This window comes from Methanocalculus taiwanensis (genome assembly GCF_024372745.1).
In the GTDB taxonomy this organism is placed as follows: Archaea; Halobacteriota; Methanomicrobia; order Methanomicrobiales; family Methanocorpusculaceae; genus Methanocalculus; species Methanocalculus taiwanensis.
The window spans coordinates 1-24,976 of sequence record NZ_VOTZ01000020.1; the positions used below are offsets into that span (position 1 = coordinate 1).

At 50.7% G+C, this 24,976-nt stretch carries 20 protein-coding genes and 2 tRNA genes; 7 read left to right on the forward strand and 15 right to left on the reverse strand.

Annotated elements, in window-relative coordinates; all coding sequences use genetic code 11:
- The 4 genes from FTO68_RS09000 to thpR all read right to left on the reverse strand — a co-directional run.
- A partial coding sequence (locus FTO68_RS09000) for a PAS domain-containing protein (protein ID WP_255333066.1) occupies positions 1-667 on the reverse strand: 667 nt, incomplete at its 3' end.
- A 180-nt stretch (positions 668-847) separates the two neighbouring features.
- The gene (locus FTO68_RS09005) at positions 848-3,535 is read right to left on the reverse strand and encodes a hybrid sensor histidine kinase/response regulator (protein WP_255333067.1); all 2,688 of its coding nucleotides are present in this window, start codon (positions 3,533-3,535) and stop codon (positions 848-850) included.
- A gap of 82 nt (positions 3,536-3,617) precedes the next feature.
- Positions 3,618-4,994: a CCA tRNA nucleotidyltransferase gene (gene cca, locus FTO68_RS09010; RefSeq protein WP_255333068.1), complete on the reverse strand. Its 1,377-nt coding sequence runs from the start codon at positions 4,992-4,994 to the stop codon at positions 3,618-3,620.
- Positions 4,991-5,530 carry an RNA 2',3'-cyclic phosphodiesterase gene (gene thpR, locus FTO68_RS09015; RefSeq protein WP_255333069.1) on the reverse strand — a complete coding sequence of 180 codons (540 nt, stop codon included), beginning with the start codon at positions 5,528-5,530 and terminating at the stop codon, positions 4,991-4,993. The genes cca and thpR overlap by 4 nt, the downstream gene beginning before the upstream one ends.
- A 139-nt stretch (positions 5,531-5,669) precedes the next feature.
- Between thpR and FTO68_RS09020 the strand changes: the two genes are divergently transcribed.
- The 3 genes from FTO68_RS09020 to FTO68_RS09030 are packed head-to-tail and all read left to right on the forward strand — an operon-like array spanning position 5,670 to position 12,242.
- Positions 5,670-5,933 carry a glutaredoxin family protein gene (locus tag FTO68_RS09020; RefSeq protein WP_255333070.1) on the forward strand — a complete coding sequence of 88 codons (264 nt, stop codon included), beginning with the start codon at positions 5,670-5,672 and terminating at the stop codon, positions 5,931-5,933.
- 7 nt (positions 5,934-5,940) lie between these two features.
- Entirely contained in the window at positions 5,941-9,561 is a 3,621-nt protein-coding gene (nrdD, locus tag FTO68_RS09025; protein WP_255333071.1) for an anaerobic ribonucleoside-triphosphate reductase, read from the forward strand.
- A gap of 50 nt (positions 9,562-9,611) precedes the next feature.
- The gene (locus FTO68_RS09030) at positions 9,612-12,242 is read left to right on the forward strand and encodes an aminotransferase class V-fold PLP-dependent enzyme (RefSeq protein WP_255333072.1); all 2,631 of its coding nucleotides are present in this window, start codon (positions 9,612-9,614) and stop codon (positions 12,240-12,242) included.
- Here FTO68_RS09030 and FTO68_RS09035 read toward each other — a convergent pair.
- The 9 genes from FTO68_RS09035 to FTO68_RS09075 form a co-directional block, all read right to left on the reverse strand.
- Positions 12,226-12,969 carry a formate dehydrogenase accessory sulfurtransferase FdhD gene (locus FTO68_RS09035; protein WP_255333073.1) on the reverse strand — a complete coding sequence of 248 codons (744 nt, stop codon included), beginning with the start codon at positions 12,967-12,969 and terminating at the stop codon, positions 12,226-12,228. The two genes, FTO68_RS09030 and FTO68_RS09035, sit on opposite strands and share 17 nt — an antisense overlap.
- A 49-nt stretch (positions 12,970-13,018) precedes the next feature.
- Entirely contained in the window at positions 13,019-13,456 is a 438-nt protein-coding gene (locus FTO68_RS09040) for a NusA-like transcription termination signal-binding factor (RefSeq protein ID WP_255333074.1), read from the reverse strand.
- 1 nt (position 13,457) lies between these two features.
- Complete coding sequence (locus FTO68_RS09045) at positions 13,458-13,748, reverse strand: 50S ribosomal protein L30e (protein ID WP_255333075.1); 291 nt, start codon at positions 13,746-13,748, stop codon at positions 13,458-13,460.
- Positions 13,748-15,061, reverse strand: coding sequence for a DNA-directed RNA polymerase subunit A'' (gene rpoA2, locus FTO68_RS09050; protein WP_255333076.1), 1,314 nt, complete (start codon positions 15,059-15,061; stop codon positions 13,748-13,750). Before rpoA2 ends, FTO68_RS09045 begins: the two co-directional genes overlap by 1 nt.
- Before the next feature lies 1 nt (position 15,062).
- Positions 15,063-17,720: a DNA-directed RNA polymerase subunit A' gene (locus FTO68_RS09055; protein ID WP_255333078.1), complete on the reverse strand. Its 2,658-nt coding sequence runs from the start codon at positions 17,718-17,720 to the stop codon at positions 15,063-15,065.
- Positions 17,721-17,731: 11 nt separating this feature from the next.
- A complete protein-coding gene (gene rpoB, locus FTO68_RS09060; RefSeq protein ID WP_255333115.1) occupies positions 17,732-19,546 on the reverse strand; it encodes a DNA-directed RNA polymerase subunit B in 1,815 nt (604 codons plus the stop codon).
- Positions 19,546-21,114, reverse strand: a complete 1,569-nt coding sequence (locus FTO68_RS09065) for a DNA-directed RNA polymerase subunit B'' (protein ID WP_255333079.1) — start codon at positions 21,112-21,114, stop codon at positions 19,546-19,548. Before FTO68_RS09065 ends, rpoB begins: the two co-directional genes overlap by 1 nt.
- A gap of 6 nt (positions 21,115-21,120) precedes the next feature.
- Positions 21,121-21,372 (reverse strand): DNA-directed RNA polymerase subunit H, encoded by a 252-nt coding sequence (locus tag FTO68_RS09070; protein WP_255333080.1) that lies wholly within the window; start codon positions 21,370-21,372, stop codon positions 21,121-21,123.
- Positions 21,373-21,455: 83 nt separating this feature from the next.
- Positions 21,456-21,529: transfer RNA gene (locus FTO68_RS09075), tRNA-Lys, on the reverse strand.
- A 210-nt stretch (positions 21,530-21,739) separates the two neighbouring features.
- Here FTO68_RS09075 and FTO68_RS09080 point away from each other — a divergent pair.
- Positions 21,740-22,192, forward strand: coding sequence for a phosphate-starvation-inducible PsiE family protein (locus FTO68_RS09080; protein ID WP_255333081.1), 453 nt, complete (start codon positions 21,740-21,742; stop codon positions 22,190-22,192).
- Between the two features lie 34 nt (positions 22,193-22,226).
- Here FTO68_RS09080 and FTO68_RS09085 read toward each other — a convergent pair whose 3' ends face one another.
- The gene (locus FTO68_RS09085; protein WP_255333082.1) at positions 22,227-22,850 is read right to left on the reverse strand and encodes a response regulator; all 624 of its coding nucleotides are present in this window, start codon (positions 22,848-22,850) and stop codon (positions 22,227-22,229) included.
- The gene (locus FTO68_RS09090) at positions 22,850-23,224 is read right to left on the reverse strand and encodes a roadblock/LC7 domain-containing protein (RefSeq protein ID WP_255333083.1); all 375 of its coding nucleotides are present in this window, start codon (positions 23,222-23,224) and stop codon (positions 22,850-22,852) included. Before FTO68_RS09090 ends, FTO68_RS09085 begins: the two co-directional genes overlap by 1 nt.
- Positions 23,225-23,498: 274 nt before the next feature.
- Between FTO68_RS09090 and FTO68_RS09095 the strand changes: the two genes are divergently transcribed.
- From FTO68_RS09095 to FTO68_RS09105, 3 genes are all read left to right on the forward strand, one after another.
- Positions 23,499-23,572 (forward strand) — tRNA-Pro (locus tag FTO68_RS09095).
- Positions 23,573-23,621: 49 nt separating this feature from the next.
- Positions 23,622-24,476: a damage-control phosphatase ARMT1 family protein gene (locus tag FTO68_RS09100; RefSeq protein ID WP_255333084.1), complete on the forward strand. Its 855-nt coding sequence runs from the start codon at positions 23,622-23,624 to the stop codon at positions 24,474-24,476.
- Between the two features lie 47 nt (positions 24,477-24,523).
- Positions 24,524-24,973: an NfeD family protein gene (locus FTO68_RS09105; RefSeq protein ID WP_255333085.1), complete on the forward strand. Its 450-nt coding sequence runs from the start codon at positions 24,524-24,526 to the stop codon at positions 24,971-24,973.
- Positions 24,974-24,976 lie beyond the last annotated feature (3 nt).

Sequence of the window (24,976 nt, forward strand, 5' to 3'; positions counted from 1 at the left end):
CACTATTATACCGCCTCTCGATCTCGACCTCCGGCATGAAGACCAGGTTTGCCAGGATCGGTTTCCGCTCCCCATAGAAGGGAAGAGCATACTCATAGTCGCCCTTGCCGAGCATCGAGTCGGCAGACACTCCGGTCAGTCCCTCCATCGCACGGTTCCATGCAATGACGATACCATCCCTGTCGATCACGAGTGTTGCATCAGGCAGAAAATTGATGATCTCTATAAGGTTCTGGTGGGATCTGGCGATCTCCTCTTCGGCACGCTTCCGATCAGTTATATCCCTGATCGTTTCAATTGCACCGATGATCTCGCCATCCGGAGCATAGAGCGGGCTGGCTTTCGCCCACAGATAGATCCCATCCGCCCCAAATGAAGGGATGAAGATATCAACAACCAGAGTATCACCGATCTTTTCGACACTATTATACCGCCTCTCGATCTCGACCTCCGGCATGAAGACCAGGTTTGCCAGGATCGGTTTCCGCTCCCCATAGAAGGGAAGAGCATACTCATAGTCGCCCTTGCCGAGCATCGAGTCGGCAGATACTCCGGTCAGTTCCTCCATTGCCCGGTTCCATGCAATGACGATACCGTCCCTGTCGATCACGAGTGTTGCGTCAGGCAGAAAACCGATGATGTCTCCATGAATAACCCCATTCTCCACTTTTAAATCCACTCCCAATCCAGAAATGGATTCATCACAATATGAAGGTTATCAATCCCAACTATGTGAAATCGTAGAACACGCCTCCCACATCGGGATCAGTACATTACAAGCCTGACCGTATCTGCTGATGAGAACCAGAATGTCAACTATCCTAATATAAAAGGGGGATGGTTGATACTATGATACACATTGAGAAACTGCGGGAATCCTGAATTCACCTTTTGGAATTCGTATTTCAAACCGGGCACCCTCTCCAAGGAGACCGGTTTCACGGATGGTAATTCCGGTTATTCCCAGAATCTCCTTCGATAGGAAAAGACCAAAGCCGGTATTTTTACCATACCCACGATCAAAGATCTTAATCTTCTCATCCTCAGGAACTCCTATTCCATCATCCTCCCAGGTGATGATGAGGGCTTCATCCGACTGTTTGCAGGAGAGACGAATCAGGGAGACGCGCTCGCCATGGCGGAGCGAATTATCAAGGAGATTGTCAAAAACCCGTGGAATCATCGGATCAGCAAAGAGTGTAATCTTCCCGGTATCTGATGTAAACGATACCCCATCCGGCACATCGGTGCGTGGCAATATGCGATCCAGATCATGCCATTGCGGCTCATGGACACCAATATCCTGATATACCCGGGTAAACTCTATCTGGCGCTGGATCTTCTCTGATGAACGCCCAATACTCTCCAGTTGACGGATCAGTGATTCATTTCCGGTTGCCTCCGCTTTTGCAAAGTAAAGGTATCCATCAATAATCATAAGCTGGTTCAGAATATCATGGCGTGTGATGCTTGTCATCAGGTTGAGCTGCCGGTTCGCATTCCGGAGTGCATCTTCAGCAAGCTTCTTTTCGGTAATATTACGCGATACAACCAGGATCGATTGGAGGCCTCCGTTATTATCACGGAGGAAACGGGCATTGTTGTTGACCCAGATTGTTGATCCATCTTTTTTCCGGACTTCAAGATCAAGGGTAATAACCCGGTTCGGATCAGCCGGTTTATCTTTCTCAGATGCAAGCTCTTCCTCAAAACGGCTAAGAGCAAGCTGCAGAGATTCCGGTGCCAGTATCTCTTCCAATGACTGCTGCATTGCCTCATCAACAGAAAAACCTCGCAGCACCGTAATCGATGGCGAAACATAGATCGCTTTTAGGGAGAGATCCAGAACAGTCACTGTTTCGGTCATATTATCCGCGATCATCCGGTATTTCTCCTCGCTCAGGCGTAACGCCTCTTCAGCCCTCTTGCGATCGGAGATATCACGAACCACACAGAATATAAGCTTCTTTCCTGAGAAGAGAGCAGCATTGGTGCTGATCTCAACTGAAAGGACAGTGCCGTCCTTTTTCCGGTGAAGGGTCTCGAAATGATCGCCTTTCTCATCAACCGACCTGAGCATCTTACGCAATGTCTCTGGTTCAAACTGGAAATCCCAGTCCCATACACAGAGATCCCGGATCTCATCCTGCGTATAGCCGAGCATGTCGGCAAACCGCTGGTTTGATTCGAAGACTTTGCCATCCTGCTCCAGGGTAACGATACCATCCCGTGACTGATCGATCAGTATGCGGTGACGGATGGCTTCATCAGCCAGCTTTCTATCGGTTAGGTCACGGACATTTGACAGATAGAGCTCCCTGCCCTCGAAAACGATCCTTGAGCGGAACACTTCCACGTCAAAGAGTGTGCCATCCTCAGAACGCCTGGCAGTCAGTGCAGTTAACTCACCGGTTTTAGATAATACCGCTTTCAAGCCGGGATCATATCCATTCCCACCCGTATCGGTGGAAAAAAAATCAGAAATTTGAGATCGCAGAGCATCTTCATATGGAATCCCAAACATCTCGAGCATCGTTTGGTTTACATCAATGATTGTGCCATCTGAATCACTGATGATGATTCCGTCATATGAATGATCAAGAATAATCCTTAGCTGTTGCCTGCTTTCATAGAGTGATGACTGTACTTCAGTCAGTTCATCAAGCTGCTGGCGCAATTCCTCCTCTGCCGCAGTCAATTGTTCATAAGCCGCATTAATCTCGTCATTTCTTCTTTGAAGTTCAATATCCCGCTCAATGAGATCGGTGATATCTTTTCCGACAGCCTGGTATTCGGAGAGAGCGCCCCTCTCATCAAAGAGTGCATAGGTACTCCAACGGTGCCAGCGGATCTCGCCATTGCCCATGATGGTGCGTTGATCAATGGTGGCGGACGGATGCTTAGGGATGAGAGAATCATACAGCAGGGAAACCTTTCGAAGATCATCGGGATGAATCTTCGGCTTGAACCGACTCCCGATAACGCTCTCCCGGCTCACATTAAAAGTGCGGCAGTATGCATCATTCACAAAGAGGATCGTACCATCCGGGAGAAAACGGCAGATCAGCTCTGTCTGCACTTCAACAACAGTACGGTACCTCTCTTCGCTATCAAGAAGTGCCTTTTCGCTCCTCCTCTTTGATACGGCATAACGTACCTTATTTGAGAGCTCGGCAAACTGCGGCTTTGGATCACCGCCTTTCTGCAGGTAAAAATCTGCTCCATTGTTCAATGCATCTATGACGATATCCTCGCGGCCTTTTCCGGTGAATATGATAAAAGGTGTTTTGTCCCCATTCTCACGGAGATATTTGAGGAAGCGGATACCATCACACCCTGGCATCTGGTAATCGGAGATGATCGCATCAAAAGATGTTTCCGAAAGGAGCCGGACTGCATCAAGTGCACTCTCAAGGGTGGTAACGGCAAATTCACCACTCCGTTCCAGATATATTTTTCCAATCTGGAGAAGACCTGCTTCATCATCTACGTAGAGAATTGAGATTTTGGCCTTAACCGCTCCAGTATCGGGCATACAGGAGAATAGGGATTCACATGAATAATACTATTGTTTAAAAGGCTGTGTTAATCGGGTAGAAATGTTATCCACGTTTATTTTATTCTCCACCCATCCTCATGATCCGGACAGCCGGGCTTGATCGCTCAAAGAATGATGCCAGAAATACCGATAGATCCTCATTCCAACAGTCAGCATCGCGCGCAACCTCCCAGCCATGCTCTGCCATCGCCTTTCGGACATGCTTACCAAGAGATCCATCCAGAAGGATTGTGGATGAGAGAAGGGCAACAGCTTCGGTATAGGAACGGCGTATCTCGACTATATAACGCCCATTCTCAATAAAGGGACCTGATAGGGGATTTTTTTCGACATATTTCCTGATGAACCGTCCCGCATTGTCACCATTTGTTACCGGGGGGCCGATATGCCGGACAACAGGGGGAACGGTATCGTTGAAGAGCTCAAATAGAATGACCGATCGATCCTCTCCCATCCAGCAGTCGTTCCGGTTCACGGAGAAGCCCATGCGTTCCAGAAGTTCTCTAATCGCTTCCATACTCTTCCTGAGCTGGGGTACGATGGTATCCGGGACATAAGGGGGTGTTGGAAATGAGATAGTGTACAGGGAGGTCCCACGTTCGGCGAGTGCCAGCCTGACCTGGCTTCTTGTGAAGGAGACGGGGCTGTGAATTGTGAAGAATGCATCAGATGGTTCACTTTCATAAGCTCGTGCGAGTTCAATAAAAGCGCACATCTGATCAAGTGAGAGGGCAGCGGCGACATTCCGGTTCGGATCGGTCGGATCCACCACCACAAGCGGCTCACTGAAGGAGCGTTGCATGTGGTTTTCCAGATCAATCACCATTCCCGGCCGCCAACAAGCTGCTTTACTGATGAGCTGGTTAAAACCCCCATAGTAGAGTACCAGGAGTTCGCAAAGATATCCTGAAAAACCCTCTGTCATGTGATCTGATCCATATACGCCCCCGGCTTTTGTGAACTGTTTCATCAGGAGGGCATCATCGACAAAACCGGCGATCCGTGGAATGATGTACCGCGTGTGAAACGGCGTCCTGTCCACTGCACTCTGGATCTCACGGGCAGATACCACATGATAGCAGGGAACAAGATCGATATCAAGATCAAAAATCCTTGCATTCAGGTATGGATGCTCTGCATATTTCTCAACAGCAGTCCCCCCGAAGTAGTCGACGACGGCACGCCCAAGACCAATCCCCTCCCTCGCCAGATCATCCCGGGGGAGATCCGGGGGGAAGAGCATGAAGATATCGAGATCGCGATCCCCACGGACGAATGTGCCTCTGGCAACCGATCCGACAACCATGGAAGGACGCCGATGACACTCCATCAGGTACGCAATAATCCGATCCGAAATGGTACGGAGATGTTCCACCTCCTCGGGAGTCGGCCTTACCCGGGAAAGGATATCCTCTTCAAAGGGGCTCCTGCTCATAAAGGCACCTCTGTTATTGTCTCATATATTGGGCCACGGGGGGTGAGCGTGCTCTTCTTCAGGACAAAACCTGCAACCTCCATCTCTCCACAAACCCAATCTGAGAGGGAATCGATAGCAACCGGTATATCCGGGTGATACTCCTTCACACGCGCCAGAGTAATATGCGGCCGGAATGGACGTTTTTCACGGGAAAAACCAAGGGGTTCAAGGGCAGCATCGATTTCATTTGCAAGCGCACCAGTTCTCCCCCCATCCTCCACCACTGCCCAGATGACCCGGGGGCGCTTTGGATTGTTTGAAGAGATACCGCAAATTCTGAGGGTGAATGGGGACGATTCTACAGAATGAAGTACTTCACCGACTCCGCGAACCTGATCGGCAGGCACTTCTCCAAGGAATTTCAGGGTGATGTGAAGGAGCGAGGGGTCAACGATTGCAAGCCTCCCGGAACACGTTTTCAGCGGCTCCTGTACAAGAGAAAAAGCCTCACGAAGGGAGGCTACAAGATCGATTGCTACAAACGCCCTCACCATAACGGTTAACCTGTTTACCGTTTCGTCACAGAAAGGGAAATATCTTCACCCCGGTTATGTCAGGAGAATAACAGATATCAGATGATAAATAAGAATAGTGGTAAGGTATAGATCTATACCAATAACAGGGGTATGCCTCATGTCTGAAGTTCACGATATCATTGTCTATTCACTTGAAGTCTGTCCGAACTGTGAAATACTCAAACAATACCTTCAGGACAATTCGATCCCCTATATGGAACGAAGCCTTGAGGACCCCGAATCACTAACCGATCTCCGGATGAATGGCATATTTGTGATGGAAGCACCTGTGCTCCAGATAGACGAGACATACCTGACTTCACAGGAGATCTTTGAAAAAGGCGCTGTATCGGCGTCGATTGCAGGTATGTGCCGACGGTGAAGGCTGCATGAAAGAGACGCGGCAGTCAACACTTGACGGGGCATTTCAGCCCCCGATGCCCAGGGTGCGGACATCCTTTGGCCATATGATGGAATGGGATCGCCAGAAGATTGTCCAGCAGATCCTCAGTGAAACCCGTCTTGTAGAAACATTCTATGGAAGAGAAGGCGCAGAGCTGGAACTCGCAGAGCAGATAGCGCAGAGTGTCGAGAACCGGATCAAGAAACTCGGCCTCACATTCCTTTCAGGCCCTCTTATCCGCGAGATTATGAACATCACACTCCTTGAAGAAGGGCTTGTCGACTACAGAAACGTCTGTACCCGGGTCGGCACACCAGTCTATGATGCGCATCAGATCGATGTCGGGCGAGGTTTTGAGGCAAAGGACAACTCGAACCTCCAGGAGAATGCCGAAACCTCGCACAAGAAGAAAGCAGACAAGATCAGCAAAGAGCAGTACCTGCTTCAGCTCCCACCTGAACTCGCCGATCTCCACCTGACCGGTGATATGCATGTCCATGACCTTGAATATTTCGGGACAAGGCCGTTCTGTATAGACGGAAAAACCGTCATCCCCGTGAAAAGCGAAGGGCGAATCAGGAGCACCAGAGTCGATGAAATTCCAATAGACGGGGATGAACACTTCCCCCTTGATATCTCTCTTCTTACGCCCAAAGGCTGGAAACGTGTGAATAAGGTGACACGAAGAGTCCCGGATGATGGAGAACTGCTCAGGATAAAGACATCAGGCGGCCGCTCGCTCTCTATCACCCATGAGCACAGGATCCCGATACACACAGAAGATGGGATGGTAATCCGGAAGGCAGATGAGATTAGAGAAGGAGATATCCTCTACACAATTACTGCATCCGATTCGGTCAGGGGAGAGCCGGTGAATAAGATAAACCTGATCCGTGAACTCACTGATTTCGTGCCGGAAGAGCTTCTTGCCGGAATATATGTGCGGGGGGCAGCAGATCTCTTCTCTGAAATTGTCAGGACAGGGCAGGCAGGATCCTTCACTGCGATCTCAGGAACCCTTGGGATAAAACACAGGAAGCAGTGGTATTCAAGAGGTATTATGCCCGTTCGTCACTTCCGGGCATTGTGTGAACACTATGGAATCGTTGAGATGACAGGTTTGACAGTCGGGGCAACCGGCAGTGAACATGCCCTCCCAGCTCTTCTCCCAATCACCCCTGACCTGATGCGGCTGCTTGGATTCTTCGTCTCTGAAGGTAATTACAGTACCTCGCCAAAAGTCGGACAGTACAATCTTGCGATCACGGAAAACCATCATTCAGCCTCGATACAGGCATCAGTAAAGGCTACACTCAATACCTATGCAACGATCACCCTCCCAACCCCGGATACAACACAGATCTACGGGATTGATGTTCAAAGGAATCGAGCACAGCAGGTCTATTTTGGGGGGAAGATTGTCTATCTCCTCTTCCGGCATATCTTCAGAATACCAGAGGGAAGCACCAGGAAGCGGCTGCCCTGGATAGTCTATCATGCCAATGACGCATTGCTTCGCGACTTCCTTTCAGCACTCTTCACTGGCGATGGAACGGTGTACTATCGTCCTGAAAAGTCAGATTGTATCATCAACTATACAACAGCATCAGAGTCACTTCGCCAGGAACTTGCACTCCTTCTGACAACACTCGGCATAGGTGTGCACATCACCGAGCTGTATAATGATGATACAGAACGGCGGATACTCTATCGCATCCAGTTTCATGGAAGAAAGAATATCGATATCTTTTCCAGATACTGTTCGTTCCTCGATGAGAGGCAGGATCATATCGATCGCTTCCTCCAGCAGACGCAGAAGATCGACCGGACAGATAAGCCTGAACGCGTTCTTGCCATCGAACCCAGGACACCCTCCGGCAGATATGTCTACGATCTCTTCATTGAAGGCGACGGCAGCGAGGAGAGCCATACCTTCTTTGCATCGGACGGCCTCCTTATTCACAATTGCCAGGACTGGGATCTCCGCTATTTCTTCTACTATGGCTTAATGCCGGATGGAAACGGAACAAAAGCCAGTGTAGCTGGTCCAGCAAAACGCGCCGAGGTGGCGGTCCTTCATGCAGTCAAGGCACTTGGATCCGCACAGACAAACTTTGCCGGAGGGCAGGGCTATTACAACTTCCTCACCTTCTTAGCACCCTATGTCGAGGGGATGGACAGAACCGAGATAAAACAGCTGATGCAGATGTTTGTCTATGAGATGACCCAGATGATGGTCGCACGAGGTGGCCAGGTCGTCTTCTCATCAGTGCAGCTCTCGCCGGGGGTGCCAAAGCTCTGGCGTGACAAACCGATTGTCTTCAAGGGCAAGGTCTGGAATGGCAGGCAGGCTCCGTTCAGAGCATATGGAGAGTTTGAACGTGAAGTCCGGCTTCTCTTTGCAACCCTGATGGAAGTCATGCTTGAGGGAGATAACTGGGGCAAGCCCTTCAACTTCCCAAAGCCAGAGATCAGCATCGAACCGGACTTCATGGAGGAATATGAGGAGTTCAATACACACCACCCGGATATACCCACCTACCGTGAGCTCTATCTGATGACATTTGAACTCGCCTCGAAGTTCGGTACTCCATATTATGACAACCAGCTCCCGGCGTACCGTGGTGCCGGGGAGGGGATCTCATGTTACCAGTGCTGTGCCTACCAGTTCTCGACAACCGCGGCAAATGACACCACATTCGAGGACAAACTCAATTTCACAGACGGTAAACATTTCTCGATGGGATCCTGGCAGGTGATCTCGGTGAACTGTCCGCGGGCAGCATACCGTGCCGATCATGATGACCAGAAGCTCTTCTCCGAACTAAAGAAACAGATGGATTCAGCGGTCTCTATCTTTAAGATAAAACGCCGCTGGATGGAGCTTGTCAGGGCAAACGGGAGGATGCCGTTTGCGATGCAGAGGCCAAAAGATCCAAAGACACAGGAACGGGGATCTGTCGCTGTCGATCTCGACGGACTCGTCTATACAATTGGTATTGTGGGCGTTAACGAGATGATACAGCACCATCTCGGATCCCAGCTTCATGAGACAAAGGAAGCATTCAGGTTAGCAGTCCGGACAATGACCGAGATGGAACAGTATGCTAAGAAACTCTCGATCAAACACGGGATGACGATTGCACTTGCACGCACCCCGGCTGAGACGACCGGGCAGCGGTTTGCCGTTGCAGATCTGCTTGACGAGAACTTCCGCCCCCATGCCCTCCGAATCGTCAAAGGTGATACAAAGAACCTGCTTGAACGGTCAAAGAAGACGCTCGATCTCCCGGTGTATTATACAAACGGTATCCATGTCACACCATCAGCAGATGTTCCCCTGACAAAGCGTATGGAGATAGAGCATGTCTTCTTCCCGATCGTCGACGGCGGCAATATCTTCCATATCTGGCTTGGAGAGGGCCGCCCCGACCCACGCGGGCTGATGGATATGGCAATGAACCTCTGCAGGACCACCCAGATTGGATACTTCGCCTTCACCCGCGACCTGACGGTATCACTCAAACAGTTCACCGAGTACCGTTCCGATAAAACACCCGAGGCGAGCGGGAGCATCGTTCAGGCAGACCGGCGTGTGCTGATCTGATTATACCCCACCATATCTTTCATCGCCTCAAAGCACCAATAGAGTGAACAATGCGAGAGCCATCTGTCAAAAAGGAACTCTTCTGGTGTGATTCCTGCAATATTCCGCTTATCGGGAGGAGATGCGGATGTGGGAGAGAGGCACGGGCGATCCCCTTGCTCGAACCATATGACCTGAGGCCCGCCCTTCGTGCAGATTGTGATCTCATTCAGAGACTCATCAATGAGCGATTTGGAGCTGTGCCCCTCCCTGACATAATCCTCCTGAACAAGACAGGCGGAAGGGACAGATCTGATCTCATCATCATGAATGGCAGCCGCTTCGGGTGGCTTCTCTTCGACCCGGTATCCCGGCAGTTCTCACTGGATATTGCAGTTGAATCTCTTTCGTACCTGCTGAACTATGCAGCAGACGGCATCGTGAATCTCGATGATCATTTCGACGGGGATAAGAAGGTCAGGATCGGCGGGAAGCGCTTCCCCCTGAAGGAATCTGTCCGGGAAGGCACCGTCATTGTCCGGTACAGGAGAAAATATGGAACCGGCGTTGTTCGGGACGGGCATATCAGGGTCAAAGAGCTTGTACAGGTGAGCAGGGTAAACCCTCCAAATCCGGACTGGAAGAAGGCAATCCAACAGAACGAGTACCATCTCAAACTTATGGAGAGGGATGCCCTGCGGATCATCAAAAAACATAAAAATGACCGGCCGACCGCAAATGCCTCCTTTTCAGGTGGAAAAGACAGTGCCGCAGTCCTTCATCTAGCCAGGAAAGCCGGGGTGGACTCCGCCTTCTTCATCGATACCGGAATCGAACTCCCTGAGACCATTCAGTATATCGAATCCCAGGGTGTGCATATCATCAGAAAAGCCGGAGACTTCTTCGCTGCAGCCGAAAAGGCGGGACCACCGGGAAAAGATCACCGCTGGTGCTGCAAACTCTTAAAACTCCACCCACTCAGGGCATACCTCTCTGAGATTGGGCCTTCAGTCACATTCCAGGGGAATCGGTGGTATGAATCATGGAACCGCGCTGATCTTGATGAGACCAGCCAGAACCCGGCAAACCCTCTCCAGCTGAATGTATCGCCGATCCGTAACTGGCGGGCCTTTGAGGTCTTCCTCTATCTCTGGTGGCAGAATGTACCAATCAACCCACTCTATGATATGGGACTTGAGCGGATCGGCTGTTATCTCTGCCCTGCAATGCTTGAGAGTGAATACGAACAGCTCAGATCACTCCACCCCGAACTCACCGACCGGTGGGATCGCTTCCTGATAAGATGGGCAGAGGATCATGGCCTCCCAGATGCATACCACACTATGGGGCTGTGGCGATGGAAGGCGCTCCCCCCGAAGATGCGTGAGCTCTGCCGCGAATATGAAATCCCGGTCAACAAGGACTTCACCCTCAGGGAGAATCAGGTTCAGAAGAAGGAGGAAGGGATGCTGACGAGAGAAAAGAGGAATGATGAATCACAGGAGAGGAACACAAGCGCCCATTTTTCCGAAACAATACGGCGGGACTTTCCGATCATTCACGACTGCATCTACCTCGACTCAGCGGCAATCAGCCTCTCCCCGGAACCGGTCGTAAATGCTGTTGTTGAATTTGAACACCGGTACCGCTCAAATGTCGGCAGGGGCATCCACAGGTTCACACAGATCGCATCCCAGCGGTACTGGCATGCCCATGAGAAGGTCGCCCGGTTCATTGGCGGGGAGGAGGGAACCACCGTCTTCACGAAGAATACCACTGAGTCGATTAATATGGTTGCCCATGGCCTCTCATGGAAACCGGGGGATCGAGTCATAACCACCATCCTCGAACACCATTCGAACCTCCTCCCATGGAGAGCGCTTGCAGAGGAGGGAGTCGAACTCTCTGTTATCGGCATCAGACCCGATTATTCACTCGATCTCAAATCCCTTGAAGAGGAGATCAAAAAAGGCGCACGTCTTGCTGCAATCACCCATGCCTCAAACGCAATCGGGGTGGTAACCCCTGTGAAGGAGATCGCAAAGATATGCAGGAGATACAATACCCTGCTCCTCATCGATGCCGCACAATCTATCCCCCACATGCCGGTGAATGTAGGGGATATCGGCTGTGACTTCTGCTGTTTCTCGGGCCATAAGATGCTTGCTCCCACCGGAACCGGCGTCCTCTGGATGAGGGAACCTATCATTGAACCGATGATGCTGGGCGGGGGGATGATCGAAGAGGTGCATCGGGATGGGTTTGTCCCGATTGAGGGATACCAGAAATATGAAGCCGGCACCCCGAATATCTCAGGTGGGATCGGCCTTGGGGTTGCGGTCGATTATCTCAATACAATCGGAATGGAGCAGGTACGTTGCTATGAGGAAGGGCTCACAACACAGCTGATCAAAAGCCTCTCACAAATCGAGGGAGTCACTGTTTTCGCACCCACTGATTCCAGCTACCGGATCGGCGTTGTCTCCTTTTCAATCAAAGGACTCCACCCACACGAGGTTGCTGAGCGACTCGATCACGAGTATGACATCCTGGTGAGATCGGGGCATCACTGCTGCCAGCCGCTGATGGAATCCCTCGGGCTCCCCAATGGAACCGTCAGGGCAAGCCTTGCCCTTTATACCACTGAAACAGAGATCGATCTCCTGGCAGCAGCCGTCCAGGAGATCACGAGGAGCCTCTGATCCTCCCGGGATGGGATAAGCAGGCAATTCTTCCATCTGAGATGCGGGATACGAGGCAGAGGTTTCTGTCGACAGCTATCCTGACTGCAAGATCTGTTGCCTTGCCTGTTGAGACCAGGATCGGTATCCCGGCAAGGAGGCATCTCCTGATCATCTCTGAGGTGACCCTGCCGGATATGCAAAGAAATGTTTCGGAAAAGTTCACCTTCTTCATCAGCCCGTGCCCGATCGCCCGATCCACTGCACACCGGCAGTCGATATCCCGATACGATACGATTAACCCATTTTGATCTGCAAGTGCCGCCGATTCCATCTCACCAGAGAGTGAAGCAATATGATCCCTGATGGCAGAAAGAGAAACAAACCTATTCCCAGGTATTTTTGGGAGGGACGATGTGTCGATATACGAGGTACTCCCACCGCATCCGGCAAGGATAGTCTTTCTCCGTCCGGTGATCCGAAAAGGGTTTGTTGTCAGAACACTGATCCGGTTCTTCTCGATTCTGATCGATTCGATATCATCTGTTGACCTGATGATCTCTTCAGAGAAGAGATACCCGACCACATACGCCTGAAGACTGCCGGGAGAGAGGATAGTGGTATCTGCATGGCGCCCATTCACAAAGAGCGCAACAACCGTCTCTTCGAGTAGAGACCCTTCTGTCCCCATGCATTCACTATCATCCAGAAGAACGAAAACAGGAGATGCGGGGTCTAAATGAGTCATAATCTGGATCTCTTCTCCAGGTAGGAGAAACAAGACGGGCTAAAAAAAATTATTCCTGAATCAGTTCAACATCAGCGATGTCAAACTGTCTCCGGAGAAGCTGCTTGGCTTTTAAGATGTTCTTACCTTCTTTGCCTATAGCAAGACCGCGATCTTCCTCACGGACTTCAACATGTGCCACCTGGCCATCCTCCTCGCCTTCAAATTCTATCGAGAGAACCTGGGCAGGAAGGAAACAGTTCCTGATGAACTGGACGAGGTCGTCTGAGTACTCGACTACCTCAACCCGCCTGTCAAGGGCTTCAGATGCCTTCTTGATAGAGGCACCCTTCTTCCCGATTGCAAGACCCATCTCGCCGGGATTGATGATGAATATGACCCGGTCATGCCGGTCATCGATGACACAGTCGCGTGCACCTGCACCAGTCAGGCTCTCAAACTGAGAGATCAGCCGCATGCAGTCTTCTGTTAAGGTAATTTCCGACATATCAAGCTCTCTGAATGGTTAAAATGTCGGATTCACCGGCATTAATGACTGCAAGTGTGCTGACGATGAAATCCTTTCCACACTCTTTGCCGAGCTGACGGCCTGAGCCATTGTAGTGATATACAGCCACTTTCTCCTGTGCTTCGACGATCTTCTTAAAGTCTTCGGGGCAGTTCTTTGCCAGGATAACAAGCTTCGCGGTCTCATCCTGTATGCTTGCTTCTGTGCTGTTCCGGCCAAGGATGACCGTTCCGGTCTTCATTGCCCTGCGTAAAGATGTATTGAAATCCATTAGTTTTCACCTGTTTTGGTGATCGGTTGCATTGGTTTTACGACCAACCTGACATCGCCTGTACCAAGCCGGATAGGCTGGCCGACGATGACATTCTCTGTCACACCGCAGAGTTCGTCATGCTCATGCGCAATCGATGCGTCAAGGAGGTGATTTACCGTCACCTCGAATGCTGCACGTGACAGGACACTCTCTTTTTCTCCAGCAATCCCGTGGCGGCCGATCTGTTTGACCTCGCCATCCATGCACATCATATCTGCGACGAGCATGATATGGCGGACATCGACACCGATACCCTGTTCACGAAGCGTGCTGTTTGCCTCATGTATGATGGCATCACGTGCAGCCTCGATCCCAAGTACCTGGGAGATTTCGCTGATATTGTTCGTTCGGGTACGGGTGGTGTCGACACCCTCGACCTCGAATACGTCTTTAAGATTTGATCCTTCAGTATATAGGATATACTCTCCTGACTCCTTTCTGACCACGACACGCTGGATATCATCGATGCCCTGAACAATAACATTTCTGACGTGTTCTACAAGCTGGAAGAGATTTTGGTAGCTTCCCTGGTCTTTTGGGAGGAATCTGAGTATACCTGCCTGTTCATCCACCTCAGATTCAAAGTCGCGGTAATGGCGCCGATCGCGGATCTTTGTCGGAGCGCGCTCAAGGATCTCACTCACTTTAATCCTCCGCTTATCACATACCGCCTTATTTAAGGTGACAATAACCCGCATATTCTCCATATCGGTGGTGATATCACCAAACTCATGGAGAGGGGACGCCTCGATATCCCAGGAGACCTCACGTGCCCTGTCCCGGTTATCGCGGAAACCATCTTCCAGGTAGATTGTCATCGCCGGTGTTGATGGCTCACGACGTGCATCCATAATCTCGATAAGACGCGGCAGACCAAGGGTGACGTTAATCTCAGCAACACCCGCATAGTGGAAGGTACGCATCGTCATCTGAGTACCTGGCTCGCCGATCGACTGTGCAGCGATGATACCGACCGCCTCACAGGGCTCAATCCGGGTTGACTGATATTCGTTCACCACACGCTTGAGAATCTCATCAAACTGATCGTCGGTAACTGGCGATCCCTTCTCTTCCTTCTTCAGAATAAGGGTGATCAGCTGATCGTGAGTCTTCACCGGGAGATCCGCCTCATGGATACGGACAAGTCTCCGAAGAATTCGGTCAAATATCTCTTCATCAACCTCATGCTGGGCGAGCCAGTCTGAGATCAGCTTATGAATCGTCTCCGGGAGGGTGTATGAGTCGATTGTTTCAATATACTGTTCGTTCATCTCAGACCTCCTCCTTCAGGACACTCTCGACGATTCCCTTGACATCAACGGGATCTCCAAATGCGCTCTTTGTGGGGTCGGTCCCATCTTCTCCATACTTGAACTGGATGATCCTGCCCCCTGTTGTCCGTACCGTGCCGTCATATGCGACCTTCAGATCCTGAAGCGCGTTGATCAGCCTTCTCTGGAGATAACCGCTCTGTGATGTCCTCACCGCCGTATCGACAAGACCTTCACGGCCACCGATTGCATGGAAGAAGAACTCTGTCGGGGAGATACCGCTCTTATAGGAGTTTCGGATAAATCCGTGAGCCCCGGCACCCTGATCGTATTTCTTGAAATGAGGGAGAGTTCTGCCTTCGTATCCACGAACAATACGTTCACCGCGAACCGACTGCTGGCCGATACAACCAGCCATCTGGGTAAGGTTCAGCATCGAGCCTCGCGCACCTGAAACAGCCATTACGACAGCAGAGTTTCCAAGACCAAGGTGACTTCCTGCAATGTCTCCTGTCCTGTCCCTGGCCTTTCCGAGCACCTGCATGATCTGCATCTCGAGCGTCTCTTCAGCTGTTCTTCCGGGCATAGGTTCGAGCTGGCCGTTCTTGTAGATCCGGATCCTCTTCTCCACATCCAGTTCGGCTTCATCCAGCAGATCCCGAATCTGGCCATACTCTGTCCGGCTTAGATCTTCATCATCTATTCCGAAGGTGAAGCCGATGAACATGATACTCCGGATCGAAAGCTTGGTCATATCATCGATATATTCGCGAGCCCTCTTCAGGCCATGCGTCCGTATGATCCGGTTCATGATTGCGCCTTCGAATGCACCAACAGATTTCTTGTCGATGGTACCTGAGATGTGGTCGCCGTCGATGATCCTGACATATGCATCACGTTCGCAGAGCTCTTTTTTACATTCAGGGCAGTTTGTACAGGATGTTGCCCGGTAGACCATATTCAGCCCGCGTGGGAGGATCATCGAGAAGACCTGTTTGTTGCTCCAGTAGGGTATGCCATCCTCGATCTTCCCTGGTTTTGGAAGGAACTCGATATTTGCATGTTTTAAGAGATATAGGACTTCCGGCTTGGTGAACCAGCGCAGCTCATGGGTCAAAAGGAAGATACCGGAGATATGGTCATGAATACCGCCGATGATAGGGCCGCCAAAACGCGGGGACAGGATATTCTCCTGGACTGAAGCCAGAAGAGATGCTTCGGCACGTGCCTCCTCGGTCTGGGGGACGTGCATGTTCATTTCATCCCCATCAAAGTCGGCGTTATAGGGAGGACAGACTGCCGGATTCAAGCGGAATGTCCGATCGTCCATCAGCTTGATCCGGTGGGACATAATACTCATCCGGTGCAGTGATGGCTGCCTGTTGAAGAGGACGATATCACCATCCCGAAGCTGGCGATCAACAGTCCAGCCGGGTTCGATCATCGCAGCAACCATCTCACGGTTATCTAAAAGACCGGAGCCTCCATGGAGGCGAAGTCTCCTGTTATCAGGGCGGATGGCATAGTTAGCACCACAGGGATCGCGGAGTGTCGGCCTCTCCGGCCCGACAAGGATCATTGAGCGAAGTTCCTCGATATTTTCCCTTGTTACGCGGATCGGAACCGACATTTCGTTTGCGATTGCAAGCGGGATGCCAAGCTCAGATACAGAGAGGTTCGGATCCGGTGAGATAACGGTACGGGCTGAGAAATTGACACGCTTTCCTGAAAGCGAACCTCTGAAACGCCCGTCTTTACCTTTCAGCCTCTGTGAGAGGGTCTTCAGCGGCCTGCCCGAACGGTGGCGTGCAGGCGGGCATCCGGCAACCTCGTTATCCATATAGGTAGTTACATGGTACTGGAGCAGTTCCCAGAGATCTTCAATGATCAGCTGCGGGGCACCCGCATCCTGGTTCTCTTTGAACCGCTGGTTAATCCTGATGATATCAACGAGCTTATGGGTCAGATCATCCTCTGAACGCTGGCCGTTTTCGAGGATGATCGATGGGCGCATGGTAACCGGTGGAACAGAGAGGACGGTGAGGATTGTCCATTCGGGTCGCGCAACGGACGCATCGATGCCAAGGATCTTGAGATCTTCATCTGGAATCCGCTCAAGGCGAGCACGGATATCGGCAGGGGTCAGCTTATGCTCGGTCTTTCTGCCATCTTCGGTCCATGCCTCCATGAAGGTAGTCGGTTTTTCAAAGTTCACCTTCAGCTGCTGTTCGGTACAGTGGGGACATACCCGTTCCTTCTTGATATCCTTCTCAGAGACGACATCGGCCGAGAAGGGATCGTCACCGAGTGCAGAGAACTTATCTATCTCCTGGGGCTCAAGGAGAAGTCGGCCGCATGCCCTGCAGGTTACTCTGAGAAGCTTTCTGATCAGCCTCGTATACCCGACATGGATGACCGGTTTTGCAAGATCGATATGGCCGAAGTGGCCAGGGCAGTCACCAGACTTCTGGCCGCAGGTCTTGCACCGGAGACCCGGGTCGATGACGCCGAGGCTTGGATCCATTAATCCCTTGGTATAGGGGAAACCGTCGTCATCATAGGTATCGGGCCAGATTACCTTACATACACTCATTTTTCTGACATCTTTCGGTGAAAGAAGGCCAAAATCTAATTTTCCTATTCGTTTTGGGCTTGGCATATCAGATCACCTCAGACAATATCCTCAAGCAACAGTCGCGGCGCGATACCCATGCTGATCATCTCATCCAGGAGTAGCTTGAATGCATAACTCATCTCGACCTCGTAGATGTCAGTCTCGGCTCCACAGGCAAGGCATGAGGTTACCTTGCGTTTTGCGTCATACATGGCAACCATACCGCACTGTGCACATACCCACTCCTTCACGGCATCGGATTCATCAAGCAGACGTTCCTTCAGTGCCATCGCAGCGCCATGCCCGATCATCACATCACGCTCCATCTCACCAAACCGAAGACCTCCTTCACGGGCACGACCTTCGGTTGGCTGGCGTGTCAGCACCTGAACAGGGCCTCTTGAACGGGCATGCATCTTTGTCGAGACCATGTGGTAGAGCTTCTGGTAGTAGATGACGCCAACGTAGATATCAGCGCCAAACGGCCTGCCGGTGATGCCATCATACATAACTTCTCTTCCCGTGTGAGAGAAGCCAAGATCCTGAAGCTCTTTTCTCAGGGCAAATTCTTTCTCGCCACGAAATGGTGTGGCGTCGATCCGCCGCCCCTGGAGACTGCCAACCTTGCCGCCGATCATCTCAATCATATGGCCAATCGTCATACGTGATGGGATGGCATGGGGATTGATGACGAGATCGGGTGAGATCCCCTCGGCGGTAAACGGCAGATTCTCCTGGGGAGCGATAAGCCCGATTATACCTTTCTGTCCGTGTCTTGATGCGAATTTGTCCCCGATTTCCGGTACCCTGAGATCACGGGTCCGGACCTTAACCAGCCGGGAAGAATTCTCACCCTCGGTCAGGATGACGGTATCGACGATGCCATGCTCGTTGCTCCGCATCGTAACAGATGTATCCCTCCGCTTCTCAACAGCAATCAGTTCAGCAGTCGGCTCCTCAAGGAACCTCGGAGGCGAGGTCTTTCCAATCAGAACAGATTTCTCATTGACGATCGTCTCAGGGCTGATGATACCATCGGAATCAAGGTTCCTGTATGCGTCCTCGCCATGAGAGCCGGAGACTTCCTCATCGGGGATCTCGATCCTGTCAATCTGTCCGCCGGGATACCTCCGTTCCTCACCCTCATATGTCCTGAAAAAGTGGGAGCGTCCGACACCACGGTCGATCGAGGCCTTATTGAAGATGAGCGCATCTTCGATATTATAGCCCTCGTAACTGAGGATGGCAACAACAAGGTTATACCCCTGTGGCCGCTCTTCTGATCCGATCAGTTCCGCTGCCTGCGTCTTCACAAGCGGTCGCTGTCCATAGTGGAGCATATGGCCCCGGGTATCAGGCCTGAGCTTCATATTTGCCTGGGCAAACCCAAGTGCCTGTTTGACCATTCCGGCACCCATAGTTACACGCGGTGATGCATTATGTTCGGGGAATGGAACGTGGGCTGATCCAATCCCGAGGATCAGCTGGGGATCAATCTCCATGTGGGTATGGTCAACGGTAATGCCAGTCTGGTTAACGGCTATGAAGAGATCATCTTCCTCTTCGGCATCCACGTACTCGATCTTACCCTGTGAAACCATATCATCAAAAGTATATTCACCGAGCCGGATCTTTTCGATATCATCGTCGGTGATGATCGTGGCACCCTGATCGAGGACAATGAGAGGGCGTCTGGCACGGCCGCGATCGGTATTGATCACGATCTCATTGCTGTATTCCTTAAATGAGACATTTATCTCTGATGAGAGCTCTCCACGCCTTCGGAGCTGGCGGATTCTATTCGCAAGCGCCTGTCCGTCGTCAATAACGCCGATGAGTGCCCCATCAACAAAGATTCGTGCTTTTGACATCATCGTAGTTCACCACCGATTGGTTCAACACCGATGCTGAAGAGCACATTTTTTATCTCCTCTTCATCATGTACACCCTTGCTCACCTCAACAAGCTGGGCAAAGTTCTTGACAAGACCACAATTTGGACCTTCCGGAGTTTCTGAAGGACATATTCGGCCCCACTGTGTCGGGTGCAGATCACGTGCCTCGAAATGCGGCTGAGATCTTGAGAGCGGAGAGATAACACGGCGTAGATGGGAGATAACCGACATGTGATCGACCCTGTCCAGAAGCTGTGAGACACCTGTTCGTCCACCGACCCAGTTTCCTGTTGCAAGAGGATGGAGAAGCCGCTCTGTCAGGACATCTGCCCTGACCGCCGTCTGAATGGAGAGATCACGGTGTCGCATACTGGCACGTTCGAGCTGGTATTTCACATCACGGGTCAGCCGGTTCAGTGAGATACGGAAGAGATCCTCCATCAGATCTCCTGCAAGTTTGAGCCGCTTGTTGGAATAGTGATCCTTATCATCGGTCTTTCTCTTTTTCAGGGCAAGATGGAAGCAGGCTTCTGCCATACGGCCAAGGAAGTGGGCTTTGGCAAGCCTGACATTAATCAGCATCTCTTCATATCCATCGTCACCCTCTTTCACTGATGGCGAGATGAGATAGTTTAAGTGAGGAAGCAGGTAGTTGTCCAGAACAAATTCAGCACGTTTCTTCTGGTACTCCTTCGTCTGGTTCGGGGCAAGTTTCTTGCCGACATACATGACGCCTTCCTCAACGGAACTACATTCTGCTGCCTCCAGATTCTGCATCATATAAGTGAGGATATCCTCATCATGGGAGACTGCCATGACGACATCGGAATCTGTCTCAAGGCCAAGTGATCGCATTAGATCGGCAAAACGCAGATGTCCTGCAACTGAAGGGAAGGAAACATCCAGGAGATTCTTCTTATTCTTCTCAACGACAACAAGAGCCCGATAACCCCGGTACTGCGAAAATACCTTCGATACATGGATTTGCTCATTGTATCGCTCGGTGTACTCCGTCATGATCTTATTGGAAGCAAGATCTTCAAGAGACATCAGCACACGTTCTGTGCCGTTTACAATGAAGTATCCTCCGGAATCAAGGCGATCCTCACCGCGCTCGACCCGCTCGTCATCAGAGAGGCCATGCAGGTTACAGGCTTTGGATCCGATCATCACCGGCAGCTGCCCGATTGTCGTCTCAATTGGATCATACCGTTCTTCACCCTGGCAGAGTGTCATCTCCAGGATCATGGGTGCTGCATAATTGAGGTTCCGAAGCCGCGCCTCGGTCGGGTAGAGTTCGCTCTGGGATCCGTCCGCCTCACGGACGATAGGTTTTTCAACCCGGATCTTACCGAGTTCAACCCAGACCGCCTCGTTATTTTTGCCCCGGTGTTCGATATCAGTCTCAATCACACGCTGTTCATCGACGACTGTCTGAAGGTTATACTCTAAGAAGTTGTTATATGATTCGAACTGGTGGCGTGCAACATGATCTTTGGAAAAATATGCCTGCGATAATACGCTTCTTTCAATCAGATGTACCATCTCCGATTATTTCTTGGGTCTTCTCACGACGAGGCGATACGCTTCAGCCTCACCCGCTGTATGGCTCTTCCGGGTGATGCGCACAACGTTCCCGGGTACTGCATCAATAGATTTAACAATTGGGTCGTCGTGATATATTTTTAATAATTGCTCCATCGTCAGATGATAATCTGTCAGGAGAGTTTGTACTTCTTCAATATCCATGATCTGATGCTTTGGCACCATATCATGCATCAGAACATTTAACCTGGTGCCCATCAATAATTGCCCCTTTAATAGTGTTGGATAGGATGATGTTCAGAGATCTCATCGCTTAAAAGCCACAGCTTTGACCGTGGTAACGGGCCCGAGGGGATTTGAACCCCCGGCCACCTGGTTAAAAGCCAGGCGCTCTACCTAACTGAGCTACGGACCCACCGGTCAACGAAACCTAGCATTATTAAAAAGTCAGAATAGCTTAAATAAGTTTTCATTTAGACATCTCAATTGTCGGTTATTTTTAGGTCCGCGATACAATAGAGAGATTATCCTCATGAACTACCCAAATCCCTGCGAAATACATCCGCACACCTTATTGCTTCTCAAGTGATACATAACTTTGGTTTTGAAAACGGAGGAAAGGCAATTGGGACAGAACGATCATCTCAGCCCCATGATGAAGAATGTCATGGAGATTATTACGCGGTGCACACTTGTGATCTACGCACTCATAGCCATTCTCCTGATAGTCATCGCCTTTCTGACCTTCTTTGACGCCGTTTATCTCATCATTGGACTCTTTTCACATCCACACCTTGTTTCAGGCATCCTTGAGGTTCTCCATGTCCTCCTCCTGACAATCATCGTTGTCGAGGTTCTGGAGACAGTCACCGGATATTTCAGGACAAACCGGATCCTTGTCCGGCCGATCCTGATAGCAGGCTTAACAGCAATGGTAAGGAAAGTGCTGATTCTCAGTGTCGACGATATACAGATTGCCGAAGTAATCTGGATCATCGGGATCATTGCAGTTCTTACAGCGGCGATATATGTTGTTGGAAAAAGTGAAAATTATCCAAATCAGGGAGAAATAAGGTGATTGAAAAAGGAATAACCATACATTTTCAGGAGACTCAGATACCAATCTGAGCCCGTAATTGTTCGAGTCGGGACTCCTGGATTGATAGTCCTTTCTTCATGCTGTTGATCGCATTTTCTATCTTCTCAACGCTCCCGGTGCGGCGATCCTTAAGGGAATATGTATTCTCCAGTATCCTGATAAGCCGCTTATTCACATCCACACTCTTGATGAGACGCGCATACTCTGAGACCAGAACCGAGTTGACCCCCCGCTCCCCGGCAAGCCGCACTGCATCTTCAATTGCCTGCCTCCTCTTCAGTACATGCTCGATGGATTCATAGAGTTCCGTATGTGTGATCGGCTTGATGATATAATCCTCTATATACATCCCATATTCCTGTGCCTCATCAGGGGTGAGCTGTTTTGCAGTCAGCATCATGACAGGTATCTCACGGGTTGCCGGGTTCAGCTTGATATTTTCAAGAGTCTCCCAGCCATCCATCGGCTCCATCATGATATCGAGGAGGATCAGATCAGGTGAGACTTCCTGGAGGAGGTTTAAACCTTCATCTCCACTTGATGCAGAATATGTCGTGTAGCCGCCACGTTTGAGCATGGTGACAAATACCTCTACAATGCCCGGATTGTCGTCTATCACAAGCACTTTCGCAGTCATCAGAGGGCTCCTCCAATCCGCGCCCCAATCTCCTGGAGGCGGATACAGATCTCCTCCGGGTTGGCCCCCTCATCCGCAATTACAGCGATAAGAAGCCTCTCACCTGCATTCACGAGTATTATTGCTTTCTTTGGGCTTTTCACCACAACCCATGATGGAGATTCGATATTGACAACAGAGGCAGCAGCCTCGGATGATGCAATCATTGTGGCGCACATCGCCCCGAAAGACTGGGCTGAAAGAGAGTCTTCAAAACTTTTACCGACGAGAATTCCATCGGTTGAGACGAGGGCACATTCGCTCACACCTGAGACTGATCGGATTTCGTCGATAAACTGACGAATCATCTGCTTGAGTGGACCTGCTGATGACATCTGTTGTATTCTCCGGTTAATAATTGTACTAACCCTGGCAATTCATCCGGCAGACTGGAAGAAGGGGTACACCAATCATGTGCTTGCCAGAGATAGAGAGCAATAGAAGACAATTCAACCCTATACATAAATACCTTTTTGCTTTTCTTCATCAGATACACATTTACCCCCCTCATTCCTGAAAGCCAGCACTCATATCGTTTAAGGAACTGTGCCAAATTTTCAGTCTTAAAAAGGAAACTACATATGTAATACTTGCAAATAGTGTTAGCACGGGGCCATAGGGTAGCCTGGCCATCCTAGGAGACTGGGGGTCTTCTGACCTGCGTTCAAATCGCAGTGGCCCCATTCAACTCTTTCTGAAAAACTGCGAACCATATTTCATAGGTCGATCACGATGAGAATCACCGATACATGCCGCGATTGTCTCCTCTCACGTGTCCGCTTTGAAGCGGAACTCTGTACAGAGGATGGGGCAAAAATCGAAGAAGCAGTCAGTACTTCCAGTGAGCTGCTCAACTCCCTCTTCATGGACAGTGTTCCGGCTCCGGTCATCGCCAGTGCTGTCCACCGCTGCTGTTACAGGACAGTGGGAGCAGTTGATCCATACCGCACACTCAAATATCAGGATACCAGGATAGCAAGGGATGTTGCCTCAAAGATCAGGCTGCTCATCAGTGACCTTCCCTCCGCTGTTCGTGCGGCAGTGATCGGAAACGCAATGGATTATGGCGTGATGGGACATTCGATAGCACAGGACTTCACCGGCTATTTCAAAGGGGAGTTTGAGAAAGGGCTCTATATTGATGATTCAGAAGAAATAGCAAAGAATTCGCGTAGGGTTGTCTATCTCATGGACAATACAGGAGAGATCCTTTTTGACCGGATACTGATCGAGGAGCTGAAGCATCTCGGCGCCCACGTTACCGTTGCCGTGAAAGAAGCCCCCATCCTAAATGATGCCACCCTTGATGAGGCACGGGATGCCGGAATTGAAGAGGTCGCCGATCACCTGACCACAACCGGCGGCGGGGCAGAGTTAGGTATCAACCTCGATCTGATCCCAGCCGATCTCAAAGACGCAATCCGCCAGGCAACCCTGATCATATCAAAAGGGCTCGCCAACTACGAGTCCCTCTCCGATTACACCGGACTTCCCCCGGTTGCATACCTGCTGGTTGCAAAATGTGACCCGATTGCAGAGAGGCTCGGCGTTCCAAAAGGCGCACTGATCGCCCGTTTCATCAGATAATTATTCTTTCAGGAAGCATTTATCCCCACAAACCACCATCTATTGGTATGGTGCTTGAGACTAACCTGTATTTTGCGCTGATCGTAATCGGTGCATTATTGCTTCTCTTCGAAGCGATGAATCCAGGGTTCTTTGCAGCGGTTCCCGGGACTACGATGATCGTCCTTGGAGTCATGTTCCTCATGGGCATCGATGTCTTCAGCAGTACATGGGGAATTCTGATTGGTGTTGCATCGGCACTCATTGCAGCAAGCCTCTCTGTTCTGTTGTACCGTCGCCTCTCCCCGGAGCAGCTCCCAACGACGATGAGCAGGGATTCTCTTGTTGGTAAGCCAGGCAAGGTGATGAAAGAGGTGAGATCTGATGATCTGGGAGGGAAGGTTGTAGTCAACGGTGTCGAGTTGAGCGCACGCTCAACGGGAAAAAACCTATCCCCGGGAACAAATATCCTCGTTGTCAGCTCCGAGGGAGTACATGTTATTGTAGAGGAGGTATAAGGA